The following is a 21,163-nucleotide window of genomic DNA, read 5'->3' on the forward strand; positions in this document are numbered from 1 at the left end:
CGCTTTCAAGCGGCTGTGCGGTGATTCGTTGCGCCCGCGCGGGGCGCGGGGCCGGACGGCTGCGCCGCTGGTGGCAGGGGTCCGCGCGGTGCCGGTCCGGTCCGGCCGTGGTGCGGGGTGTCCGGTCGTTGCCGTCGGGGACTGATGATCAATAGGTTCGGGTCAGCGCGGTTTCCTTGTGCGCTGGCCCGGAACAGGAGCGGTGATGGCGGCGATGCGGGCGGTTCCCCTGAGGGGCGGACCGGTGGAGCTACGGGGTGCGCTGGACCTGGAGGACACCCCGGCGGGGGTGCTGCCGCGGCGGTTGCCCGAGTGGACCAAGGAGCAGTACCAGGACCCGTCGGTCCACGGGGTGACCCTGATGCCGTCGGGGGTGCGGCTGGTGTTCCGCACCGATGCGCGTGAGCTGGAGTTCGAGGTGCTCACCTCGACGGGGCAGCTCGACACCGACCCCGGGCCCCAGCCGACCGGGATGCTGGAGCTGCTGGTGGACGGCGCCCCGGCCGGTCGCCGGCAGGCGCCGGTGGGGAACGTGGTGCGGATGGCGGGGCCGGGGGGCGAGCAGCGGATGATCCCGGGCGAGCCGGGGACCGTTCGGTTCTCCGGGCTGCCGGACGGCATGAAGACCGTGGAGCTGTGGCTGCCTCAGCAGACGCCCACGGAACTGGTCGCCCTGCGCGCGGACGGTGAGGTGCTGGCGCCGCTGCCGGACGGGCGGCGCCGCTGGGTGCACCACGGGAGTTCCATCAGCCACTGCGTGGAGGCGGACGGACCGACCGGCACCTGGCCGGTGGTGGCGGCCGCGCTCGGCGGCGTGGAGGTGATCAACCTCAGCCAGGCGGGCAACGCCCTGCTCGACCCCTATGTCGCCCGGACGATCCGGGACCTGCCCGCCGACCTGATCAGCCTCAAGGTGGGCATCAACATCGTGAGCCTGGCGGCCTTCCGGCTGCGGACGTTCGGCCCGGCGGTGCACGGCTTCCTCGACACGATCCGGGAGGGGCATCCGGACACCCCGCTGCTGGTGATCTCCCCGGTGAGCTGTCCGGCCCTGGAGGAGACCCCCGGCCCGACGGCGATCGCCCCGGACGGGAAGCTCGCCGCCCTGGGCGATCCGGCCGATGTGGCCGACGGTGCGCTGTCACTGGCGGTGGTCCGTGCCGAGCTGTCCCGGATCGTGGCGGCCCGGCGGGCACACGACCCCCGCCTCCACTACCTCGACGGACGCGAGCTGCTCGGCCCGGACGAGACGGATGACCTGGCCGACGGGCTGCACCCCGGCGCCGCCGCGTACCGCCGGATGGGCGACCGCTTCGCCGCGCACGCCTTCGCGGACGACGGGCCCTTCGGGTGAGCTGCAGCCTTCCGCGGTGGCGCGGGTGACCCGAAACCGGCCGGCCGCCGAACGCGCCGCGTTCGCCCGGCCGTTCACCCGCTTCATGGAGGATTTCGACGCGGTGCACGGGCCCTCCGGGGAGGACTGACCGGCCGTCGGGATCGGCGGCCGGGGCGGTCACTCCTCGCCGGGCGGCGCGTCCCGTACGGAGTCCAGCACCGTCTCCCGCACCAGTCCGCGCAGCCAGCGGTGCCCCGCGTCGGCGTCCTGGCGCGGATGCCAGGCCATCTCCAGCTCCATCGGCGGCAGTTCGAGCGGGATCGGCAGCGTGCGCAGGCCCAGGCCGCGGACCGTCGCCGCCCCGGCCCGCTCGTTGGCCAGGCCCACCGCGTCGCTGTCACGGACCATCATCAGCGAGGCGGCGAAGGTCGGGACGGTGGCGATCACCCGGCGCCGCAGTCCGTGTGCCGCGAGTGCCGCGTCGACGGGCCCGGTCAGCCGGCCGCGGCGGGAGAAGTTGAGGTGCGCGGCGTCGGCGAAGCGGCGCACGGTGAGTGTCCCGGTGGTCAGCGGATGGCCCTCGCGCACCACGGCGACGCTCCGGTCGGTGAACAGCTCCTCCCGGCGGATCTCCGGTTCGGGGCTGTCGATGACGCCGAGTTCCAGGTCCGCTGCGCCGTCGCGCAGCAGCGGCACATCGATATGGCTCTCGCCGAGGAAGCGCAGCACGACCTGCGGTGCTTCCCGGGCGGCGCGGGCGACGAGGCGCGGACCGACGGCGGTGACGAAGAGGTCGTTGGCGTTGATGGTGAACACCCGGGCCAGCTGGGCCGGGTCGGCCGGCGCGGACGGGGCCAGCACGCCGTGTGCCGCCGCCACCAGCCGCCGCACCTCGGCCCGGATTTCCAGGGCGCGCGGGGTGGGCACCATGTGGCGGCCGGCGCGCACCAGGACGGGGTCTCCGGTGGTGCGGCGGATTCGGCCGAGGGCGCGGCTCATGGCCGGTCCGGAGAGCCCGAGCCGGTCGGCGGCCGCGGTCACACTCTGCTCTTCGAGCAGGGCGTCCAGTGCCGTCAGCAGGTTGAGGTCGATGTTTGCGTTTCGCGCAATCATGGAGTGCACACCTTGCATTTGAGGTCAACTGCAAGGGACCTTAGCGTCCCGCCCATGACCTCCACCGCTTCCCTTCCGAAGTCCCCGCCCGCGCCCGTCGGCATCCGGGCCCGTCCGCGCTCGGTGACGGCCGCGATGTGTGCCTGTGTGCTGGTGGCGCAGTCGCTGGTGGCCGCGATGAATCTCGCGATACCCAAGATCGCCGCCGGTGCTCTGCACCCCTCCCCCGCCGAGCTGTTGTGGATCGTCGACACCTATGTGCTGGTCTTCGCGGGGCTGTTGATCCCGGCGGGTGCGCTCGGGGACCGGGTGGGCCGCAAGGGGGTGCTGCTCACCGGGCTCGGTGTGTTCGCCGCGGGCGCGCTGCTGAGCGCGCCGGCGACCACCCTGCCGGTGCTGCTGGCGGGCCGGGCGCTCTCCGGCGCGGGCGCCGCCCTGCTGGTCCCCGCGACCATGGCCGTGCTGCTGCACACCGCACCGCCCGACCGCCGGGCCGGGGCCGTCGCCGCCTGGAGCACGGCTATCGGCATCGGCGGGCTGGCGGGCAACGCGGGCGGCGCGCTGATTCTGCAGTTCCTGCCGTGGCAGGGGCTGTTCTGGGTGTACGTGCCGCTCGGCCTGGGCCTGCTGGCCTGGGTGGCGGCGGCCGCGCCCCGGGTTCCCCGGCAGACCGCGGCGCTCGATCTGCCGGGTTCGGCGCTGCTGGTCCTGGGGGCGGCGGCGCTGCTCTTCGGCGTCATCGAGGGCCCGGGGCGGGGCTGGTCCTCGGCCCCGGTGACCGGCGCCTTCGCCCTGGCGCTGGTGGTGTTCGCGCTGTTCGTACGGCACGGGCGGCGGGCCGCGCACCCGGTGCTGGACCCCCGGCTGTTCCGGCTGCCGAGGCTGCTCGCCGGCAGCCTGGGCATCGCCGTCACCTTCTTCGGGATGTTCGCGCTCTTCTACGTCAACGCCCAGTTCCTGCAGTACGTGAAGGCGTACTCGCCGCTCCGGACGGGCTGTGCGATCGCGCCGCTGGCCCTCGGGATGATGGCGGTGACGCGGTACGGCCTGCGCTGGGCACGGCGCGCCGGTGAGGCCAGGACGGCCGGTACGGGACTGGCGCTGGTCGCGGCCGGTCTGCTGCTGCTCGCCACCGCGGACGCCGGTACCCCCTACCTCTGCTACCTGGTGTTTCTCCTGGTGATGGCGGCCGGTGCGGGGCTGGCGACGCCGACGCTCTCGCAGGCGGTCGTGGCGTCCGTACCGGCGCACCGCTCCGGGATGGGGTCGGGACTCCAGGGCGCGGCACGGGAGTTGGGCGCGGCGCTGGGGATCGCCGTGGTGGGCACCGTGCTGTCGGTGCGCTTCGCCTCGGGCACCGGGCACGGTGCCGCCACGGCCGCCGCGTTCACCGAGGCCACGGCGCTGGGCTACCGGATCGCGGCGGGGGTGGTGCTGGTGGTGGGCTGCGCCGTGGTGTGGGGGCTGCGGACCGGTGCGCGGGCCGGGCGGAGCGGGTCCTGAGCCGGGCCCCGCAGGCCCCGGGTGTGCGGGGCCGTCAGCCCGGCGCCCCCGAGCTGTAGCGCCGCAGCAGCGGCGAGAGGACCAGCACGGACTTGGTCCGTTCCACGAACGGCTCGCCCGCGATCCGCTCCAGCACCCGCTCGAAGTGCCGCATGTCGGAGGCGAAGACCTGGACGACGGCGTCCGCCTCACCGGTGACGGTGGAGGCGGACGCCACTTCCGGGTAGCGCGACAGGCCGCGGTGGATCGCCTCGGGCGAGGTGTTGCGGCGGCAGTAGATCTCGATGAACCCCTCGGTCTCCCAGCCGAGCGCGGCCGGGTCGACCCGTACGGTGAATCCGGTGATCGCACCGTCCGCCCGCAGCCGGTCCACCCGGCGTTTGACGGCCGGTGCGGACAGCCCGACCTCCTGGCCGATGTCGGCGTAGCTGCGGCGGGCGTCCGCGGCGAGGGCGTGGACGATGCGTTCGTCGAGGTCGTTCAGTCGCACTGCGGGTGGATCACTTCTCTGCGGTGGCCAATCGGGAGCGGCGCATGCCGTATCCGAAGTAGACCACAAGGCCCACGACCATCCAGACACCGAAGACCACCCAGGTCACGGCGCCGAGGCTGCCCATCATGTAGAGGCACAGCAGGAAGCCGATCGCCGGGAAGAGCGGCGAGAGCGGGGTGCGGAAGCTGCGCGGCATGTCGGGCCGGGTGCGGCGCAGCACGATCACCGCGATGTTGACCAGCGCGAAGGCGAACAGGGTGCCGATGCTGGTGGCGTCGGCCAGCTCGCCGAGCGGAACCGCGGCGGCGAGCACACCGCAGAACAGCGAGACGATCACGGTGTTGGCGCGCGGCGCACCGGTCTTCGGGTGCACCTTGGAGAACACCTTCGGCACCAGCCCGTCCCGGGACATCGCGAACAGGATGCGGGTCTGGCCGTAGAGCACGGTCAGCACGACGCTGGCGATGGCGACGACCGCGCCGAAGGCGAGCAGCACGGCCCACCAGCTCTGGCCGGTGACCGCCTTCATGATCCCGGCGAGCGCGGCCTCCGAGCCCTCGAACTTCTTCCAGGGCATCGCGCCCACGGCGATCGCCGCGACCAGGCAGTACAGCGCTGTGACGATCACCAGCGAGAGCATGATCGCGCGCGGCAGGTCGCGCTGCGGGTTCTTGGCCTCCTCACCGGCGGTGGAGGCGGCGTCGAAGCCGATGTACGAGAAGAACAGGGTGGCGCCGGCGGCGCTGACGCCCGCCATGCCCATCGGGAAGAAGTTCTCGTAGTTGCCGGAGCGCACGCCCTGGACGGCGACGCCGCAGAACAGCAGCAGCGCGGCGATCTTGACGACGACCATGATCGTGTTGGCCCGGGCGCTCTCCTTGGCGCCGCCCAGCAGGAACACCATCGCGAGCAGCACGACCAGCAGGGCCGGCAGGTTGAAGATGCCGCCGTCGCCGGGCGGCTGGGACAGCGCGGCCGGGATGGTGAAGCCGAAGACGCCGTTGAGCAGCTCGTTGAGGTACTGGCCCCAGCCCACGGCGACGGCCGCGACCGAGACGCCGTACTCCAGGATCAGGCACCAGCCGCAGACCCAGGCGACCAGCTCACCGAGGGTGGCGTAGGCGTAGGAGTACGACGATCCGGAGACCGGGATGCTGCCGGCCAGCTCCGCGTAGGACAGTGCGGAGAACAGGGCGGTGACACCGGCGAGCACGAAGGCGAGGATGACCGCGGGCCCGGCGTCCGGGACGGCCTCGCCGAGGACCACGAAGATGCCGGTGCCGAGCGTGGCCCCGATGCTGATCATGGTCAGCTGCCACATGCCCATCGAGCGGCGGAGCGTTCCCCCCTGCCCCTTGCCGCCCTCGGCGACCAGCCGCTCGACGGGCTTGCGCCGCATCAGCCGAGTGGCCATGCCCCCTGACGAGGGGGGCTCGCTGTCCCCTGCGGGCGGGGCTGCGCCGTGCTCCAACACTGGGGTGGCTCCTTTATCGCTGCCGATCAGAATGACGGTACGGATGGCGGTGACCGGCAGCGGTCGGTACAAGGGCATGCCGAAGCAGCCCGCAGCAGGAGACCGCCGAGCAGACGGACTCCGCCACTCCACGTACAGCGCTTGACCTTACGGCCCGCCGCTGACCTGCCGTAATGCAGGTTCCTTGCGCAACAGTGCACGAATGTTGCGCACCGGCGCTGCGGGCGGTCGTTCGTTGCGCGCCAAGTTCCGATCGTACGGGTTCCAGCCGGGTGACACCGACCGGGGCCCCGGGTTCCACTTACCCGAACGGCCCCGCACCGGGTGGGTGCGGGGCCGTTCGGGCGGCGGTTCCGGGACCGGCGAGCGGCCCCGTGGCGGGTCAGTTCCAGCTGTCGTGCAGCGGCTTGCCCTCGGCGTAGCCGGCGGCGCTCTGCACACCGACCACGGCCTTCTCGGCGAACTCCGCCAGGGAGGCCGCACCCGCGTAGGTGCAGGAGCTGCGGACGCCCGCGATGATCGAGTCGATCAGGTCCTCGACGCCGGGGCGCGCCTGGTCGACGAACATCCGCGAGGTGGAGATGCCCTCCTCGAAGAGCGCCTTGCGGGCCCGGTCGTAGGCCGACTCGTCGCTGGTGCGGTTGCGCACCGCACGGGCGGAGGCCATGCCGAAGCTCTCCTTGTACGGCCGGCCGTCGGCGGTGTGCTGGAGGTCACCGGGCGATTCGAGGGTGCCGGCGAACCACGAGCCGACCATGACGTTGGACGCGCCCGCGGCCAGTGCCATGGCGACATCGCGGGGGTGGCGGACACCGCCGTCCGCCCAGACGTGCTTGCCGAACTTCCTGGCCTCGGCGGCACACTCCAGCACCGCGGAGAACTGCGGCCGGCCGACCCCGGTCATCATCCGGGTGGTGCACATCGCGCCCGGTCCGACACCGACCTTGATGATGTCCGCGCCGGCCTCGATCAGGTCGCGGACGCCCTCGGCGGCGACGATGTTGCCCGCCACGATCGGGACCTGCGGGTCCAGCGCCCGGACCGCCTTGATCGCGCTGATCATCGACTCCTGGTGGCCGTGCGCGGTGTCCACCACGAGGGTGTCCACACCGGCCGCCAGCAGGGCCTTGGCCCGCCCGGCCACATCGCCGTTGATGCCGACGGCGGCCGCGATCCGCAGCTTGCCGTCGGCGTCCGTGGCGGGGGTGTACAGGGTGGCGCGGAGCGCGCCCTTACGGGTGAGGATGCCGACCAGCATGCCGTCCGCGTCGACCGCGGGCGCGAGCTTGCGGTTGGCGGCGTCGAGGCGGTTGAAGGCCTCCCGCGGGTCGATGTCCGCGTCCAGGACCAGCAGGTCCTTGGACATGACCTCGGCCACCTGCGTGAAGCGGTCCACCCCGGCCAGGTCGTGCTCGGTGACGACGCCGACCGGACGGCCGCCCTCGACGACGATGCCCGCGCCGTGCGCCCGCTTGGGCAGCAGCGCCAGCGCGTCGGCCACCGTCGCGACCGGGGACAGCACGATCGGCGTGTCCAGGACCAGATGGCGGCGCTTTATCCAGGTCACGACGTCGGTGACGACATCGAGCGGGATGTCCTGAGGGATGACGACCAGGCCACCGCGGCGGGCCACCGTCTCGGCCATCCGGCGGCCGGCGATCGCCGTCATGTTGGCGACCACGAGCGGGATGGTGGTCCCGGTCCCGTCGTGCGAGGACAGGTCCACGCCCTGGCGGGAGCCGACGGCGGAGCGGCCGGGCACCATGAACACGTCGTCGTAGGTCAGGTCGTAGGGCACCGAAGAACTCTCTTCGAGCGCGCCGTTCTTCGGGTTCAGGAATCGCATATGGCCAGGATACGGGCCCTGACCAGGGGTCATGTGATTGTCCGAGCGCCCTGTGGACGGTGTGTGCGATCCCCCAAGGGGCCCAGCGCCGCCGGTGGTGTCCGCGCCGCGCCCCGGCCCTTCGCGCGAGCGGCGGACCGCGCGGCATCGTGGCTGGTCGGGCCCGCTACGGCCGCCGTTCCGCGCTCTGCCGGGCCCGCCCCCTGGCCATGATCACGGCCAGTCCGGTGGCGGTGTCCCGCCAATAGCCCACCGCGTCCGCCAGCACCCCCTCGACGATGCTCCACTCGTCGGGCGCCGCGGCCGCGTAGCCCTGCCAGCCCGTCACCACGAGCAGCCGGCCGCGGTCGGCGGGGCACCAGGACAGATCGGTGAGGCAGTCGTCGAGCGCGTCCCAGTTACGGCCGAACCAGTCCGGCAGCCGCAGCGCGCGGGCGCAGCGGTCCATGAAGGCGGCCTTGTCGGCGACCTCGTCGAGGTCCAGGGAGGCGCCGGTCCAGCCGGCGTCCCGGGCCGCGGCCAGCGCGTCCGCCACCGAGCGCTCCGCGGGCCAGGGCAGCACCCCCGGCGGCGTGCTGCCGTCGAGGACCGCCGCGAGGGGCCGGGGCACGGGAGCCGTCATCGCAGCACCGCCTTGAAGGACCGGTAGTGATCGTTGGTGTAGTACGTCTCCTGGCCCTCGCCGGTGACCAGGCGGCGGGCGCCGCGGTCCGGTGCGCCGGGGGTGGGGACCGTGTACTCGTGGTAGTAGCCGCGCGGCTGACGGGGCAGCAGCCGCTCGCGGTTGCCGAAGACCGTGCCGTCCTGGGAGTACGGGAAGGGCCCGCCGGCGTCGATGAGCCGCAGCGTGTCCCGTGCCTGGGAGGGCAGCTCGCCGACCGGGACGACCGGCATGCCCTGCGCCCAGTCCGGTACGCCGGAGGCACGCGGCGAGCCGCCGACGGCGGTGGCGGTGGACCGCGGCGCTCCGGCCGAACTCCCGTCGCCGCCACCGCTTGTGGAACACCCGGTCAGCACCAGGAGCAGCCCGGCCAGCAGCGCGCCGACGAGGGCGGCGGCAGAGCGCGGGGAGAAGCGGATCACCATGCGCCGATGCTGTCACAGGCCCGCGCGGGCTGCTCGTCGATGGCCGCGCCCCGGGGGTGCCCCGGGCGGTGCGGCGCCGGTGTTCCCCGGCCGCTCCGCCCCGCCGGGCTCCGGCGTACGTCACGCCCCGTCAGGGTCCGCCCGGTCCAGTGCGGGGCGCGGCCCCGGGCCGGTCTCCAGCAGCAGATGGTCGGCCGCCGCGGTGTCCGTGACCAGGCTCGTCACCAGCCCGGAACGCAGCACCGCACCGATCGCGGCGGCCTTGCGCCCGCCGCCCGCGATGGCGACGACCTCCGGGATACGGCGCAGCCGGTCCGCCTCGACCGTGATGCACCGCTCGCCGAGGTCCCGGCCGATCCGCCGCCCCTCGGCGTCGAAGAGGTGCGCCGACATCTCGGCGGCGGCGCCCAGCGAGGCGTAGTGCTCCCGCTCCTGCTCGCTGAGCATGTCGTAGACGGTCGAGACGCCCGGCTCCCAGGAGCCGATGGAGACGCAGGCGACGGTGACCTTGTCGAAGTAGTCGAACGCGCGGGCGATGCCGGTCTGGCGGCGCAGCGCCTCGGCCGTCGCCGAGTCGGGCAGCAGCATCGGCGCGTAGATCGGGTGCGCCTCGCCCCCGGCGACGTCGGCCGCACGGCGCACCGCCTCGACGGAGCCGCGGTCGGCGGTCCCCGCGTCGTAGACACCGGTCAACTGCACGACGGTGCACGGCGGGAGGCGGTGCAGCGCGGCGGCCATGTGGATGGTCGACCGGCCCCAGGCCAGCCCCAGCACATCGCCCTCGGTGACCAGCTCGCCCAGCAGGTCGGCCGCGACCTCGCCGAGGTTCTCGGGGTCGGCGGCGTCCTCCGGCGGGGTCTGGCCGCCGAAGGCGGGGGGAGCGTCGGCGGGCGACTCGACGACCACCGCGTGCCGCAGGCCGTAGCGGGCCCGCAGCGCGTCGGAGCGTTCGGCGTCCAGTTCGGAGGGCACCCGGATCTCGATCCGTACGAGATCACGTTCCAGCGCCGTCTCCAGCACCCGCGCGACCTTGAACCGGCTGACGCCGAATTCCTCCGCGATCTGAATCTTCGACTTGCCCTCAAGATAGAAACGGCGGGCCATGGCCGCGGCCTGCACCAGCTCGGCGGGGCCCATTCCCGACTGTGGGCGGCTGGCTACCACGAAATTCTCCCCTTTTGCGCATCTGATCGAGTCTTTGCTCATCCTTTCAGAAACCCGGGGGCAACGGGGACCATGGGCGCCCCGACCCTCGTGAACGCTCGGTTGCGCCACGGGCAAGAGGCGGCACCGCACCGCGGGGAAATTCCCCTGGCCGGAATATGCCGGGCCGCCCGTGCCCCCTTCCGAAATTCAGTGCGCGCAGCCCCAGCCCGCCGCCGCGGTCGCCGTCTCGGCCTTTTCCCGCAGGTCCCGTACCGCCTTGGCCGGATCGTCCGCGCCGTACACCGCGGAGCCCGCCACGAACACGTCGGCGCCCGCCTCCGCGCACCGCTCGATGGTCTCCGCCGAGACCCCGCCGTCCACCTGGAGCGCCAGCTCCAGACCGTGCCGGGAGATCAGCTCACGGGTACGGCGGATCTTCGGCAGCATGATGTCCAGGAACGCCTGGCCGCCGAAGCCCGGCTCCACGGTCATGATCAGCAGCATGTCCAGCTCGGGCAGCAGGTCCTCGTACGGCTCGATCGGCGTGGCCGGCTTCAGCGCCATCGACGCCCGCGCCCCCTTGGCCCGGATCTCCCGCGCCAGCCGTACGGGCGCTGCCGCCGCCTCCACATGAAAGGTCACGGAACCGGCCCCGGCCTCGATGTACTGCGGCGCCCAGCGGTCCGGGTCCTCGATCATCAGATGCAGGTCGAGCGGGGTGTCCGTCGCCCTGCTCAGCGACTCGACGACCGGCACCCCGAGGGTGAGGTTCGGGACGAAGTGGTTGTCCATGACGTCGACGTGCAGCCAGTCGGCGCCCTCCACGGCCTTCGCCTCCTCGGCGAGCCGGGCGAAGTCGGCGGACAGGATGCTGGGGTTGATCAAGGCCATGCCCCCAGTATGGCGTGCGGCCCGGGGACCGACGGAGGGGGGACGGGCGCGGGGGCGCGGGCGGGGTGCGCGCCCCCTCTCCTACAGGGCGGCTGCCGCACCGCGCCGAGGACGGGCCCCCGAGCTTGGGCAGCGGCGCCCGGCCGCCAGCCCGCCCCTCAGCCCGTCCGGCGCAGCAGGGCCAGGTACATCGCGTCCGTGCCGTGCAGATGCGGCCACAGCTGGACGTCCGGGCCGTCGCCCAGTGCCGGTACTCCGGGCATCAGCGGGCGGGCGTCGATCCACTCCACCTCGACCGGCTCACCGCCGCGTCCCTTGATCACGTCGTCCACCACGGCGCGGGTCTCGGCCGGGTGCGGCGAGCAGGTCGCATAGCCGACGACACCGCCGACCCGGACCGCCGCGAGCGCCTCCCGCAGCAGCCCGCGCTGGAGCGGGGCGAAGCCGTCCAGGTCCTCCGGGCGGCGCCGCCAGCGCGCCTCGGGGCGGCGGCGCAGCGCGCCCAGGCCGGTGCAGGGCACGTCCACCAGCACCCGGTCGAAGGAGCCGGGCCGCCAGGCCGGGCGGGTGCCGTCGGCGGCGATGACCGCGTACGGGCCGGGGTTGCCCTCCAGGGCCCGGGACACCAGCCGGGCGCGGTGCGGCTGCTTCTCCGACGCCAGCAGGGCGGCGCCGCGCTGCGCGGCGAGCGCCGCCAGCAGCGCCGCCTTGCCGCCGGGGCCGGCGCAGCCGTCGAGCCAGGCGCGGTCGTCGCCCTCGACGGGCGCGTTGGCCAGCGCGAGGGCGACGAGCTGGCTGCCCTCGTCCTGCACCCCGGCGCGCCCCTCGCGGACCGGGTCCAGCGCGCCCGGCTCCCCGCCTTCGGCGAGCCGCACCGCGTACGGGGACCACCGCCCGGGGAGCGTGCTCTCCTCGCCGGCCGCCGCCACCAGTTCCTCGGTGGTGCTCCGGCCGGGCCGGGCCACCAGGGTCACCTCGGGGCGTTCGTTGTCCGCGTCCAGCAGGTCCTCGATGCCGGCCCGGCCGCCGCCGAGCGCGTCCCACAGGGCCGAGACGATCCAGCGGGGGTGGGCGTGCACGATGCCGAGGTGGTCCTCGGGGTCCTCGTCGTACTCCGGGGCGACCCGCTCCAGCCAGCCGTCCAGGTCATGGGCCGCGACCTTGCGGAGCACCGCGTTGACGAACTTCGCCCGGCCGTCGCCCAGCACCACCCGCGCCAGCTCGACGCTGGCGCTCACCGCGGCGTGCGTCGGGATGCGGGTACCGAGCAGCTGATGCGCCCCGAGGGTCAGCACGTCCAGGACCGGCGGGTCCACCTCCCGCAGCGGCCGGTCCACGCACTGCGCGATGATCGCGTCGTACGTCCCCTGCCGGCGCAGCGAGCCGTAGACCAGCTCCGTCGCCAGCGCGGCGTCCCGGGAGTCGAAGTCACCGCGCTCACGCGCCTTGCGCAGCAGCGGCGGCAGGACCAAGTTCGCGTAGGCGTCGCGCTCGTCGACGGCCCGCAGCGCCTCGAACGCGAGAATCCTGACCGGGTCCTTCTGCGGGCGGCGATGGGGCTTGCTGGGGCGACGGCGCGGCTGCTGACTCACAGAAAAGGTGCTCCGGATACGAGATGAGGGGTCCCTCCCAGCCTACGCGGGCCCGGCAGCGGCGCCCCTGGGGGAGGGACGGGGCAGCGGGCGGCGCGGGCGGCAGGCGCGGGCGGCGACACGGGCGGCAGGCGTGGGCAGCCGGTGCGGGCGGCCGGCGAGGGCGGCGCGGCAGGCGCGGGCAGCCGCCCCTCGGGAATACCGGCCCGCCCCCGTCACGTTGTGGCCCCGCAGGGGGCGCCTGCAACCCCTACGGGATGTGTTCGCCCGCCCCCTACGGCCTGTCCCCCAGCCGCTCCCCGCCCTCGATCCGCACCCCGCGCGCCCAGTCCGCCGCCTTCATCGGCTTCTTGCCCTGCGGCTGGACCCAGACGAGTTCCACCGGGTGGCTGCCGGTGCCGACATGCACCGCCTTCTTCGTGACGGCGAGTTCGCCGGGTGCCAGGCCCAACTCCGCGTGGTCCGTGGCGGGAACGGCCGACATCAGCTTGAGGCGCTCACCGCGGAAGACCGTCCAGGCGCCGGGCGCGGGCGCGCAGCCGCGGATCACCCGGTCGACCCGCAGCGCGGGCGTCGCCCAGTCCACCTTCGCGTCCTCGACCTCGATCTTCGGGGCGAGCGTGACGCCCTCGGCCGGCTGCGGCACGGCCTGCAGGGTGCCGTCCTCGATGCCGTCCATCGTCGCCACCAGCAGTCCGGAACCGGCGAACGCCAGCCGGGTGAGCAGGTCGCCGCTGGTGTCCGTGGACCGGACCTCCTCGGTCAGCACCCCGAAGACCGGGCCGGAGTCCAGGCCGGTCTCGATCTGGAAGGTCGAGGCGCCGGTCACCTCGTCCCCGGCGAGCACCGCGTGCTGCACCGGCGCCGCGCCCCGCCAGGCGGGCAGCAGCGAGAAGTGCAGATTGACCCACCCCTTGGCGGGGATGTCGAGCGCGGTCTTCGGCAGCAGCGCACCGTAGGCGACCACCGGGCAGCAGTCCGGCGCGATCTCCCGCAGCCGGGCCAGGAAGTCCTCCCCGCGCGGCTTCGCGGGCTTGAGCACCTCGATCCCCGCCTCCTCCGCGCGCTCCGCGACGGGGCTGGCGACCAGCTTCCGGCCGCGTCCGGCGGGGGCGTCGGGCCGGGTCACCACGGCCACGACCTCGTGCCGGTCGGAGGCGATCAGGGCATCGAGGGCGGGTACGGCGACCTCGGGGGTGCCGGCGAAGACAAGCCTCATGGGTGGTGAACTACCTCTCACACGCAGCGGAACGACACACCAGTCTATGGGTCCGCCCCGGGTCACAGGCGGTGCATCCAGGGGGCGTACACCATTTCCCGCGCCTCGTACGGAAGCTCGCACGCCCCCATACCGTGACCAGAGCCGCTGCTGTCGCGTTGGTCAAACAGCATTGACCCGACCGGGCCGTTTCGGCGGCCCGCTCGCTGTCATCCTTCCTATTCCACGCCGGTTCGAGAGGCTTGCTCATGGCCGACCACGCAACCCACGACGCCCAGGCGCGCGCCAGCCTGCATCTCCTGGTGCGGGACATCGAGCGGGTGCGCCGGCAGGTGGACGCACTGCGCACGCTGACCGCTCAGCTCGGCAACGTCTACCGGCCGCGGCGCACGGGCCCCTCCGCGGGCTTCGTCGTCTACGGACGCGCGCCCGCTCCGACGGTGCGCCTCGCCCAGGAACTGCGCGACAGCGTCGAAACCCTCGTCACGGCCGCGGTCGACTTCGACCGTTCGCTGGGCTTCTCGTGGGACGCGGTGGGCTCGGCGCTCGGCGTCACCAAACAAGCGGTACACCGCCGTTACGGCTCCCGCAGAGCCACCGCCCAGCCCGCCACGGAGGACAACGGGGCCGAACCTGCGGTGCGTTCGGCCGAGACCTCCGCGACCCGCGCGGTCACCGTGGCCGCGGGACTGCCCGGCTCCGCGGCCGTCCCCGCCGCCCGGTCCATGCCCGCCCAGCCCTCCGCCGCCACCCGCGACGAACCGGCCCGGCCGGGCGCCTTCCCCGGCCCCCGCAACGGCTGAACCACCCGCGACACCGGGCGCCTTCGCCCCCACGCCGCTCGCCAACGCCCCGGGACGCCGACCTGGTCCCGGGGCGGCGCCATGTCCGCGGAAGCACCGGCACCGCGGCCCTCTCCTGGCGCCGCTCCGCCCCGGCGATACCTCACCCCAGGTCCGGCGGATCGATCCGGACCCGTACGGCCTCCCCCTCCCGCTTCACCAGCCGGGCCGCGCGGGCCGCCTTGAGAGCGGCGGCGAGGGCCGCGCCCTGACCCGGGCGGACCCGCACCAGCGCGCGCTCCCACTGCTCGCCCGGCGGCGGATCGCCCGGCCGGCGCGGGCGCGCGGGGTCCGGGACCGGGAGCGGGACGGGGCCCAACACCTCGGCGCCCGCGGGGAGTCCGGCGGAACGCAGCAGCTCCGTGACGTCCTCGGTGCGGCCCGCCACGGAGGCCATCCGCGACACCGGCGGGAAGCCGAGCTCGGCCCGCTCGGCCAGCTCACGGACCGCGTGGCCGACCGGGTCCCAGCGGACCAGCGCCTGCACCGGCCGCAGCGTCGGCTCGGCGATCACCGCGACCGTGCCGCCCTCGGCCTGTCCGCGGACCAGCGCGGCGGCGCCCAGCCAGCGGCGCAGCGCCTCCTCCCCCGCCCGCAGATCCGGCCGCCCGAGCAGCGCCCAGCCGTCCAGCAGCAGGGCCGCCGCATAGCCGCCGCCCTCGGCCACCGGCTCCGCCCCTGGGGTGCTCACCACCAGCGCGGGGACACCGGGCACCGTGGCCAGCACATGGTCCCGCCCCGAGGTCCGCACCGGCACCGCCGGGAACACCCGGCCCAGCTCCTCCGCCGTCCGCCGCGCCCCCACGATCTGGGCCCGCAGCCGCGCACCGCCGCACTCGGAGCAGTGCCAGTCCGGCTCCGGCCGGCCGCACCACCCGCAGCACAGCTCGCCGGCGTCCTGCGACTCCAGCGGGCCCGCGCAGGCCCGGCAGCGCGCGGGGGTACGGCAGCGCTCGCACGCCAGCCGGGGCGCGTATCCCCGGCGCGGGACCTGGATGAGCACCGGGCCGTGCTGCAGGCCCTCCCGCACCAGCTGCCAGGCCATCGTCGGCAGCCGGGCGGCCCGCGCGGCGGCGTCCCGGGCCTCGTCACCGTCGCCGACCGTACGCACCAGGGGCGCCGCGGCCCGCACCTGGGCGCGGTCGGCGATCAGCGGGCGGGCCCAGCCCGTCTCGACCAGCTGGGCCGCCTCGACCGTGCAGCTCAGCCCGCCCAGCAGGAATCCGGCGCGCTCATGGACCGCGCGCTGGATGAGGACCTCACGGGCATGCGGCTGCGGGGCGTGCGGATCGCTGTGGCTGGCGTCCCCGTCGTCCCAGAGGGCGACCAGGCCCAGACCGGCGACCGGCGCGAACATCGCCGCACGGGTCCCGACCACGGCGCGCACCGCGCCCCGGCTGACCGCCAGCCAGCGGCGGTAGCGCTCCTCCGGCCCGGCGTCGGCGGTCAGCAGCACATGGCGGTCCGCGCCGATCAGCTCGCCGAGCGCCGCGTCCACCCGCGCCGCGGCCCGCCCGTCCGGCACCACCACCAGCGCACCGCGCCCGCCCGAAAGCGTCGCGGCCACCGCCCGCGCCAGCTCCTTCGGCCAGGTCGCCCCGGGCAGCGCCGTCCACACCGCCCGCGGCGCTTCCCCCTGGGCCAGCGCCGTCAGAAATCCGGCGCCCGCCCCGTAGCGCTCCCAACTCCCCGGCTCCGGCGGCGGGTTGGGAGGCAGGGGCTCCGGCGAGGGCTTGGCCTCCGCGCGCGCCCGGCGGGGTGGCACGGCCAGCTGCACCACATCGGCGAGCGTCCCGGCATAGCGGTCGGCGACCGACCGGCAGAGCCCCAGCAGCTCGGGCGTCAGCACCCGCTCGGGGGAGAGCACCTGCGCGATCGGGGCGAGCACGCCCCGGTAGTCGCTCTCCGCGACCCGCTCCACGATGAATCCGCTGACCAGCTTGCCGCCCTCGCGCCGGCCGCCCTTCTCCCCCGCCCCGAAGCGCACCCGCACCCGGACCCCGGGCTGCGCCTCGTGATCCATCGCCGCCGGTACCGCGTAGTCGAAATACCGGTCGAGGTGCACCAGCCCCTTGTCGACCAGCACCCGCGCCACCGGCAGCTCGGCCGCCGGCTCGGCCCCCCGCCAGGTCCGCGGCTTCGCCCGCTCCGTCTTGGTCTCCCGCACGGTCTCCCGGATGAGGGCCAACTGCTCGCCCGCATCCGACGCCCCCGCGTCCGGTCGCCCGTTCTCCCTGCTCACAGCATCAGTCTTAGCAGACCGCACGGACAGTGCCGGGCGGGCTGTGGACAACCGACGGCCCCGGACCGGCGAGCGGTCCGGGGCCGTGGCAGGTCACACGGGCGCGACGGGACTTACAGCCCCGCGGCCTTCTTCAGGGCCTCCACCCGGTCCGTGCGCTCCCAGGTGAAGTCCTCCAGCTCACGGCCGAAGTGGCCGTAGGCGGCGGTCTGCGCGTAGATGGGACGGAGCAGGTCGAGGTCGCGGATGATGGCCGCCGGGCGGAGGTCGAAGACCTCGCCGATGGCCTGCTCGATCTTGTCCGTGTCGACCGTGGCGGTGCCGAAGGTCTCGACGAAGAGACCGACCGGCTCGGCCTTGCCGATGGCGTAGGCGACCTGGACCTCACAGCGGGCCGCGAGGCCGGCCGCGACGACGTTCTTGGCGACCCAGCGCATGGCGTAGGCGGCCGAGCGGTCGACCTTGGACGGGTCCTTGCCGGAGAAGGCGCCGCCACCGTGGCGGGACATACCGCCGTAGGTGTCAATGATGATCTTGCGGCCGGTCAGGCCGGCGTCACCCATGGGGCCGCCGATCTCGAACCGCCCGGTCGGGTTGACCAGCAGACGGTAGCCGTCCGTGTCCAGCTTGATGCCGTCCTCGACCAGCTGGTTGAGGACGTGCTCCACGACGAACTCACGGATGTCGGGCGCGAGCAGCGAGTCCAGGTCGATGTCGCTGGCGTGCTGCGAGGAGACCACGACGGTGTCGAGGCGGACGGCCTTGTGGCCGTCGTACTCGATGGTGACCTGGGTCTTGCCGTCGGGGCGGAGGTAGGGGATGGTGCCGTTCTTGCGGACCTCGGAGAGGCGGCGGGAGAGCCGGTGCGCGAGGTTGATCGGGAGCGGCATCAGCTCCGGCGTCTCGTCGCAGGCGTAGCCGAACATCAGGCCCTGGTCGCCGGCGCCCTGCTTGTCCAGCTCGTCGTCGTCGCCCTCGACGCGGTTCTCGTACGCGGTGTCGACGCCCTGGGCGATGTCCGGGGACTGCGCGCCGATGGACACCGAGACGCCGCAGGAGGCGCCGTCGAAGCCCTTCTTGGACGAGTCGTACCCGATGTCCAGGATCTTGTTGCGGACGAGGTTGGGGATGTCGGCGTACGCCTTCGTCGTCACCTCGCCGGCCACGTGCACCAGGCCGGTGGTGATCAACGTCTCCACGGCGACCCGGGAAGTCGGGTCTTCCTTGAGGAGAGCGTCGAGAATGGTGTCGCTGATCTGGTCAGCGATCTTGTCAGGGTGTCCCTCGGTGACGGATTCCGAGGTGAAAAGGCGGCGGGACACATCGCTCCCTGGGGTTGCAGCGGCTGCTGGCTGATCATTGGCGGAAGGGCCGAGAGCTGCGCTCGGCCCGATCCACTCGCCAGTTTATCGGTCGGATGCGGCGTTCGGACACGCGGTCTCGATTTATGGACCCCCCGTGACCTGGGACACCGCGGCTTACGGTAGGACGATCACCTTGAGAATGGGCCGGGTCAAGGGGACATGCCCGATTTTGTAGGGCTGACGGAGTGATTCCGGGGCCGGTGCGACGCGTCAGCGACGAGTCTCGGCCAGGCGCGGTGCGACCAGGTCCCAGACCGTCTCGGCCAGGGTTTCCTTGGGCCCGTAGGGCACCGGGGTCTCGGTTCCGTCGGCCGCGAGGATCACCGCCTCGTTCTCCGCGGAGCCGAAGGCCTTGTGCTCCCCGACCTCGTTGACGACCAGCAGGTCACAGCCCTTGCGGGCGAGCTTGGCGCGGCCGTTGGCGAGCACCTCGTCGGTCTCCGCGGCGAAGCCGACGACGAGCTGACCCGGGACGGCCCGCTCGGCGGAGAGCTCGGCGAGGATGTCCGGATTTCGTACCAAGGCGATGGGTTCCGGCTCCTGGCCCTCGACCTTCTTGATCTTGCCGGTGGCGTAGGCGGCCGGGCGGAAGTCGGCGACCGCGGCGGCCATGACCACGGCGTCGGCATCCGCTGCGGCCTTCACCACGGCCTCGTGGAGCTGCCGGGCGGTCCCGATGTGGAGCACGTCGACGCCGGCCGGATCGGGCAGCTCGGTGTTCCCGGCGACCAGGGTGACCCGGGCGCCGCGGGCCGCCGCGGTACGGGCCAGCGCGTAGCCCTGCTTGCCGGAGGAGCGGTTGCCCAGGTAGCGGACGGGGTCCAGCGGCTCACGGGTGCCGCCCGCGCTGATCACGACATGGCGCCCGGCGAGATCCTGCTCCGCCGCCCGCGCGCCACGGGCCAGCACCCGGCGGCAGAAGTCGAAGATCTCGGCCGGGTCGGGGAAACGGCCCTTGCCGGTGTCGACGCCGGTCAGCCGGCCGACCGCGGGGTCGATGACCAGCGCGCCCCGGCGGCGCAGGGTGGCGACGTTCTCCTGGGTGGCGGGGTTCTCCCACATCTCGGTGTGCATCGCCGGGGCGAAGATCACCGGGCAGCGGGCGGTGAGCAGGGTGTTGGTGAGCAGATCGTCGGCGAGGCCGTGGGCGGCCTTGGCCAGCAGGTCGGCGGTGGCCGGGGCGACCACGACGAGGTCGGCTGCCTGGCCGATGCGGACGTGCGGGACCTCGTGGACGGACTCCCAGACCTCGGTGCCCGCCGGGTTGCCGGACAGCGCCGACCAGGTGGCCTCCCCCACGAAGTGCAGCGCCGAAGCGGTCGGCACCACCCGTACGTCGTGCCCGGACTCGGTCAGCCGCCGCAGCAGCTCACACGCCTTGTAGGCGGCGATCCCGCCGCTGACCCCCAGGACGACCCTGGGCCGCTCCCGCTCGCGCTTGTCCATCGCTCCGCCGCTCCCCGGCCTAGGTCCCTACGTATGCCCCTATGACACACCAAGGGCCCGGCGGGTGCTCCGCCGGGCCCTTGGGTACCGCATTGCGCTGCTTACTGGGCGGGGCCCTCGATGGCCTCGGAGGTCAGCAGACCCGCGTTGATCTCGCGGAGCGCGATGGAGAGGGGCTTCTCGTGGACGTGGGTGTCCACGAGGGGGCCCACGTACTCGAGCAGGCCCTCGCCGAGCTGCGAGTAGTACGCGTTGATCTGGCGCGCACGCTTGGCGGCGTAGATCACCAGGCTGTACTTCGAATCGGTGGCCTCGAGAAGCTCATCAATGGGCGGGTTGATGATGCCCTCGGGTGCGGTGATGGAAGAGGACACTCTCTACCTTCCGAAGGGGGATGGAGCGGGGGTGGAACGAAAAGTCTCGGCCGATCCGGGGAGCTGCGCGGTCAGCCGCTGGAGTTCCGGTCCTCGGATCGATGCAGCATCAAGGCTAGCAGCTCGCGGCTGACGTCCTCGACGGAGGTGTTGACAAGCGTCACATCGAACTCCTTCTCCGCCGCCAGCTCGATCCTGGCGGCGGCCAGCCGGCGCTCGATGACCTCCGGCGCCTCCGTGCCCCGGCCGGTGAGCCGGCGGACCAGCTCGTCCCAGCTCGGCGGGGCCAGGAAGACCAGCTCGGCCTCCGCCATGGACGCGCGGACCTGACGGGCGCCCTGCAGGTCGATCTCCAGCAGGACCGGCTCCCCGGCCTCCAGACGGTCCAGCACCGCCTTGCGGGGGGTGCCGTAGCGGTTGCCCGCGAACTCGGCCCATTCGAGCAGCTCACCGTTGGCGATGAGCTTGTCGAACTCCTCGTCCTCCACGAAGAAGTAGTGGACGCCGTGCCGCTCCCCGGGGCGCGGCTTGCGGGTGGTGGCCGAAACCGAGAGCCAGACCTCGGGGTGGACCTTGCGCATATGCGCGACGACCGTGCTCTTGCCGACCCCGGAGGGGCCGGAGAGCACGGTCAGTCGCGGTTGTCTGGCCGGGGGCTCGGGGGTCGTCCCCCGGGAGACTGCAGAACTCATGCAGCGATTATTCCAGCTTCCCGGTGATGCCGGAAAACTCAGGAAGCGGTGCTGCCGAACTCGCGCTCCAGCGACGCGATCTGGTTGGAGCCAAGACCCCGGACACGGCGGCTTTCGGAGATGCCGAGCCGCTCCATGATCTGCTTGGCGCGGACCTTGCCGACGCCCGGCAGGGACTCCAGCAGGGCGGAGACCTTCATCTTGCCGATGACGTCGTTCTCCTGGCCCTGCTTGATGACCTCATGGAGGGAAGCACCGGAGTGCTTGAGCCGATTCTTGACCTCGGCGCGCTCCCGGCGAGCCGCGGCGGCCTTCTCGAGCGCGGCTGCGCGCTGTTCAGGGGTAAGGGGCGGAAGAGCCACGCCTACGTCACCTCGGATGTCGAACTGTCGGATACGGACCAGTGTGGAACCTAGTCACCCCGCATGTGCGGAGCAACGAGCAACGCGCTTACGTGCAGTGCTCTCGACGGAGACTAGCGGCAGAGGGCGCCGGAGTCAGCGA

19 protein-coding genes are annotated in these 21,163 nt (G+C 73.4%); 3 read left to right on the forward strand and 16 right to left on the reverse strand.

Features of this window, described 5'->3' with window-relative positions; translation table 11 throughout:
* The first annotated feature begins 214 nt into the window (after window positions 1-214).
* Window positions 215-1,354, forward strand: coding sequence for a GDSL-type esterase/lipase family protein (locus tag ACGFN2_RS14110; RefSeq protein ID WP_393360222.1), 1,140 nt, complete (start codon window positions 215-217; stop codon window positions 1,352-1,354).
* Window positions 1,355-1,513: 159 nt separating this feature from the next.
* Here ACGFN2_RS14110 and ACGFN2_RS14115 read toward each other — a convergent pair whose 3' ends face one another.
* Window positions 1,514-2,449 (reverse strand): LysR family transcriptional regulator, encoded by a 936-nt coding sequence (locus ACGFN2_RS14115; RefSeq protein WP_362602390.1) that lies wholly within the window; start codon window positions 2,447-2,449, stop codon window positions 1,514-1,516.
* Between the two features lie 54 nt (window positions 2,450-2,503).
* Between ACGFN2_RS14115 and ACGFN2_RS14120 the strand changes: the two genes are divergently transcribed.
* Window positions 2,504-3,952 (forward strand): MFS transporter, encoded by a 1,449-nt coding sequence (locus ACGFN2_RS14120; RefSeq protein WP_393360157.1) that lies wholly within the window; start codon window positions 2,504-2,506, stop codon window positions 3,950-3,952.
* Window positions 3,953-3,986: 34 nt separating this feature from the next.
* Here ACGFN2_RS14120 and ACGFN2_RS14125 read toward each other — a convergent pair whose 3' ends face one another.
* The 9 genes from ACGFN2_RS14125 to fmt form a co-directional block, all read right to left on the reverse strand.
* Window positions 3,987-4,442: an Lrp/AsnC family transcriptional regulator gene (locus tag ACGFN2_RS14125; RefSeq protein WP_362602384.1), complete on the reverse strand. Its 456-nt coding sequence runs from the start codon at window positions 4,440-4,442 to the stop codon at window positions 3,987-3,989.
* Between the two features lie 10 nt (window positions 4,443-4,452).
* The gene (locus ACGFN2_RS14130) at window positions 4,453-5,919 is read right to left on the reverse strand and encodes an amino acid permease (protein ID WP_393360159.1); all 1,467 of its coding nucleotides are present in this window, start codon (window positions 5,917-5,919) and stop codon (window positions 4,453-4,455) included.
* A 382-nt stretch (window positions 5,920-6,301) separates the two neighbouring features.
* Complete coding sequence (locus ACGFN2_RS14135; protein WP_362602379.1) at window positions 6,302-7,765, reverse strand: GuaB1 family IMP dehydrogenase-related protein; 1,464 nt, start codon at window positions 7,763-7,765, stop codon at window positions 6,302-6,304.
* 166 nt (window positions 7,766-7,931) lie between these two features.
* Complete coding sequence (locus ACGFN2_RS14140) at window positions 7,932-8,387, reverse strand: barstar family protein (RefSeq protein ID WP_362602376.1); 456 nt, start codon at window positions 8,385-8,387, stop codon at window positions 7,932-7,934.
* Window positions 8,384-8,851: a ribonuclease domain-containing protein gene (locus tag ACGFN2_RS14145; RefSeq protein WP_362602373.1), complete on the reverse strand. Its 468-nt coding sequence runs from the start codon at window positions 8,849-8,851 to the stop codon at window positions 8,384-8,386. The genes ACGFN2_RS14140 and ACGFN2_RS14145 overlap by 4 nt, the downstream gene beginning before the upstream one ends.
* A 120-nt stretch (window positions 8,852-8,971) precedes the next feature.
* A complete protein-coding gene (locus ACGFN2_RS14150; protein ID WP_362602370.1) occupies window positions 8,972-9,988 on the reverse strand; it encodes a sugar-binding domain-containing protein in 1,017 nt (338 codons plus the stop codon).
* 216 nt (window positions 9,989-10,204) lie between these two features.
* Window positions 10,205-10,888 carry a ribulose-phosphate 3-epimerase gene (gene rpe, locus ACGFN2_RS14155; RefSeq protein WP_362602367.1) on the reverse strand — a complete coding sequence of 228 codons (684 nt, stop codon included), beginning with the start codon at window positions 10,886-10,888 and terminating at the stop codon, window positions 10,205-10,207.
* A gap of 158 nt (window positions 10,889-11,046) precedes the next feature.
* The gene (locus ACGFN2_RS14160; protein WP_362602364.1) at window positions 11,047-12,480 is read right to left on the reverse strand and encodes a transcription antitermination factor NusB; all 1,434 of its coding nucleotides are present in this window, start codon (window positions 12,478-12,480) and stop codon (window positions 11,047-11,049) included.
* Window positions 12,481-12,754: 274 nt separating this feature from the next.
* Window positions 12,755-13,699: a methionyl-tRNA formyltransferase gene (fmt, locus tag ACGFN2_RS14165; protein ID WP_393360163.1), complete on the reverse strand. Its 945-nt coding sequence runs from the start codon at window positions 13,697-13,699 to the stop codon at window positions 12,755-12,757.
* 248 nt (window positions 13,700-13,947) lie between these two features.
* Here fmt and ACGFN2_RS14170 point away from each other — a divergent pair, with 248 nt between their 5' ends.
* Window positions 13,948-14,502, forward strand: a complete 555-nt coding sequence (locus tag ACGFN2_RS14170) for a hypothetical protein (protein ID WP_362602359.1) — start codon at window positions 13,948-13,950, stop codon at window positions 14,500-14,502.
* Between the two features lie 142 nt (window positions 14,503-14,644).
* On the opposite strand, the gene ACGFN2_RS14175 is transcribed toward ACGFN2_RS14170, so the two are convergent.
* From ACGFN2_RS14175 to ACGFN2_RS14200, 6 genes are all read right to left on the reverse strand, one after another.
* On the reverse strand, window positions 14,645-16,783 hold the full coding sequence (locus ACGFN2_RS14175; protein ID WP_393360165.1) for a primosomal protein N': 2,139 nt from the start codon (window positions 16,781-16,783) through the stop codon (window positions 14,645-14,647).
* 113 nt (window positions 16,784-16,896) lie between these two features.
* Complete coding sequence (gene metK / locus ACGFN2_RS14180; RefSeq protein WP_362602353.1) at window positions 16,897-18,105, reverse strand: methionine adenosyltransferase; 1,209 nt, start codon at window positions 18,103-18,105, stop codon at window positions 16,897-16,899.
* Between the two features lie 252 nt (window positions 18,106-18,357).
* Window positions 18,358-19,593, reverse strand: a complete 1,236-nt coding sequence (gene coaBC / locus ACGFN2_RS14185) for a bifunctional phosphopantothenoylcysteine decarboxylase/phosphopantothenate--cysteine ligase CoaBC (RefSeq protein ID WP_362602351.1) — start codon at window positions 19,591-19,593, stop codon at window positions 18,358-18,360.
* 101 nt (window positions 19,594-19,694) lie between these two features.
* Window positions 19,695-19,967 (reverse strand): DNA-directed RNA polymerase subunit omega, encoded by a 273-nt coding sequence (rpoZ, locus tag ACGFN2_RS14190; RefSeq protein ID WP_005319902.1) that lies wholly within the window; start codon window positions 19,965-19,967, stop codon window positions 19,695-19,697.
* A 71-nt stretch (window positions 19,968-20,038) separates the two neighbouring features.
* Window positions 20,039-20,659 (reverse strand): guanylate kinase, encoded by a 621-nt coding sequence (gene gmk, locus ACGFN2_RS14195; protein WP_393360168.1) that lies wholly within the window; start codon window positions 20,657-20,659, stop codon window positions 20,039-20,041.
* A gap of 38 nt (window positions 20,660-20,697) precedes the next feature.
* Entirely contained in the window at window positions 20,698-21,021 is a 324-nt protein-coding gene (locus ACGFN2_RS14200) for an integration host factor (RefSeq protein ID WP_006607450.1), read from the reverse strand.
* Window positions 21,022-21,163: the final 142 nt, after the last annotated feature.

It is taken from the genome of Streptomyces sp. NPDC048612, from assembly GCF_043199295.1.
Taxonomy (GTDB): Bacteria; Actinomycetota; Actinomycetes; order Streptomycetales; family Streptomycetaceae; genus Streptomyces.

What these genes read in the sequence shown, in the direction of transcription:
- ACGFN2_RS14110 (WP_393360222.1), top strand. Translation starts at nt 215, where the DNA reads ATGCGGGCGGTTCCCCTGAGGGGCGGACCGGTGGAGCTACGGGGTGCG.
- ACGFN2_RS14115 (WP_362602390.1), bottom strand. Translation starts at nt 2,449, where the DNA reads ATGATTGCGCGAAACGCAAACATCGACCTCAACCTGCTGACGGCACTG.
- ACGFN2_RS14120 (WP_393360157.1), top strand. Translation starts at nt 2,504, where the DNA reads ATGACCTCCACCGCTTCCCTTCCGAAGTCCCCGCCCGCGCCCGTCGGC.
- ACGFN2_RS14135 (WP_362602379.1), bottom strand. Translation starts at nt 7,765, where the DNA reads ATGCGATTCCTGAACCCGAAGAACGGCGCGCTCGAAGAGAGTTCTTCG.
- ACGFN2_RS14140 (WP_362602376.1), bottom strand. Translation starts at nt 8,387, where the DNA reads ATGACGGCTCCCGTGCCCCGGCCCCTCGCGGCGGTCCTCGACGGCAGC.
- ACGFN2_RS14145 (WP_362602373.1), bottom strand. Translation starts at nt 8,851, where the DNA reads ATGGTGATCCGCTTCTCCCCGCGCTCTGCCGCCGCCCTCGTCGGCGCG.
- ACGFN2_RS14150 (WP_362602370.1), bottom strand. Translation starts at nt 9,988, where the DNA reads ATGGGCCCCGCCGAGCTGGTGCAGGCCGCGGCCATGGCCCGCCGTTTC.
- rpe (WP_362602367.1), bottom strand. Translation starts at nt 10,888, where the DNA reads ATGGCCTTGATCAACCCCAGCATCCTGTCCGCCGACTTCGCCCGGCTC.
- fmt (WP_393360163.1), bottom strand. Translation starts at nt 13,699, where the DNA reads ATGAGGCTTGTCTTCGCCGGCACCCCCGAGGTCGCCGTACCCGCCCTC.
- ACGFN2_RS14170 (WP_362602359.1), top strand. Translation starts at nt 13,948, where the DNA reads ATGGCCGACCACGCAACCCACGACGCCCAGGCGCGCGCCAGCCTGCAT.
- coaBC (WP_362602351.1), bottom strand. Translation starts at nt 19,593, where the DNA reads ATGGACAAGCGCGAGCGGGAGCGGCCCAGGGTCGTCCTGGGGGTCAGC.
- gmk (WP_393360168.1), bottom strand. Translation starts at nt 20,659, where the DNA reads ATGAGTTCTGCAGTCTCCCGGGGGACGACCCCCGAGCCCCCGGCCAGA.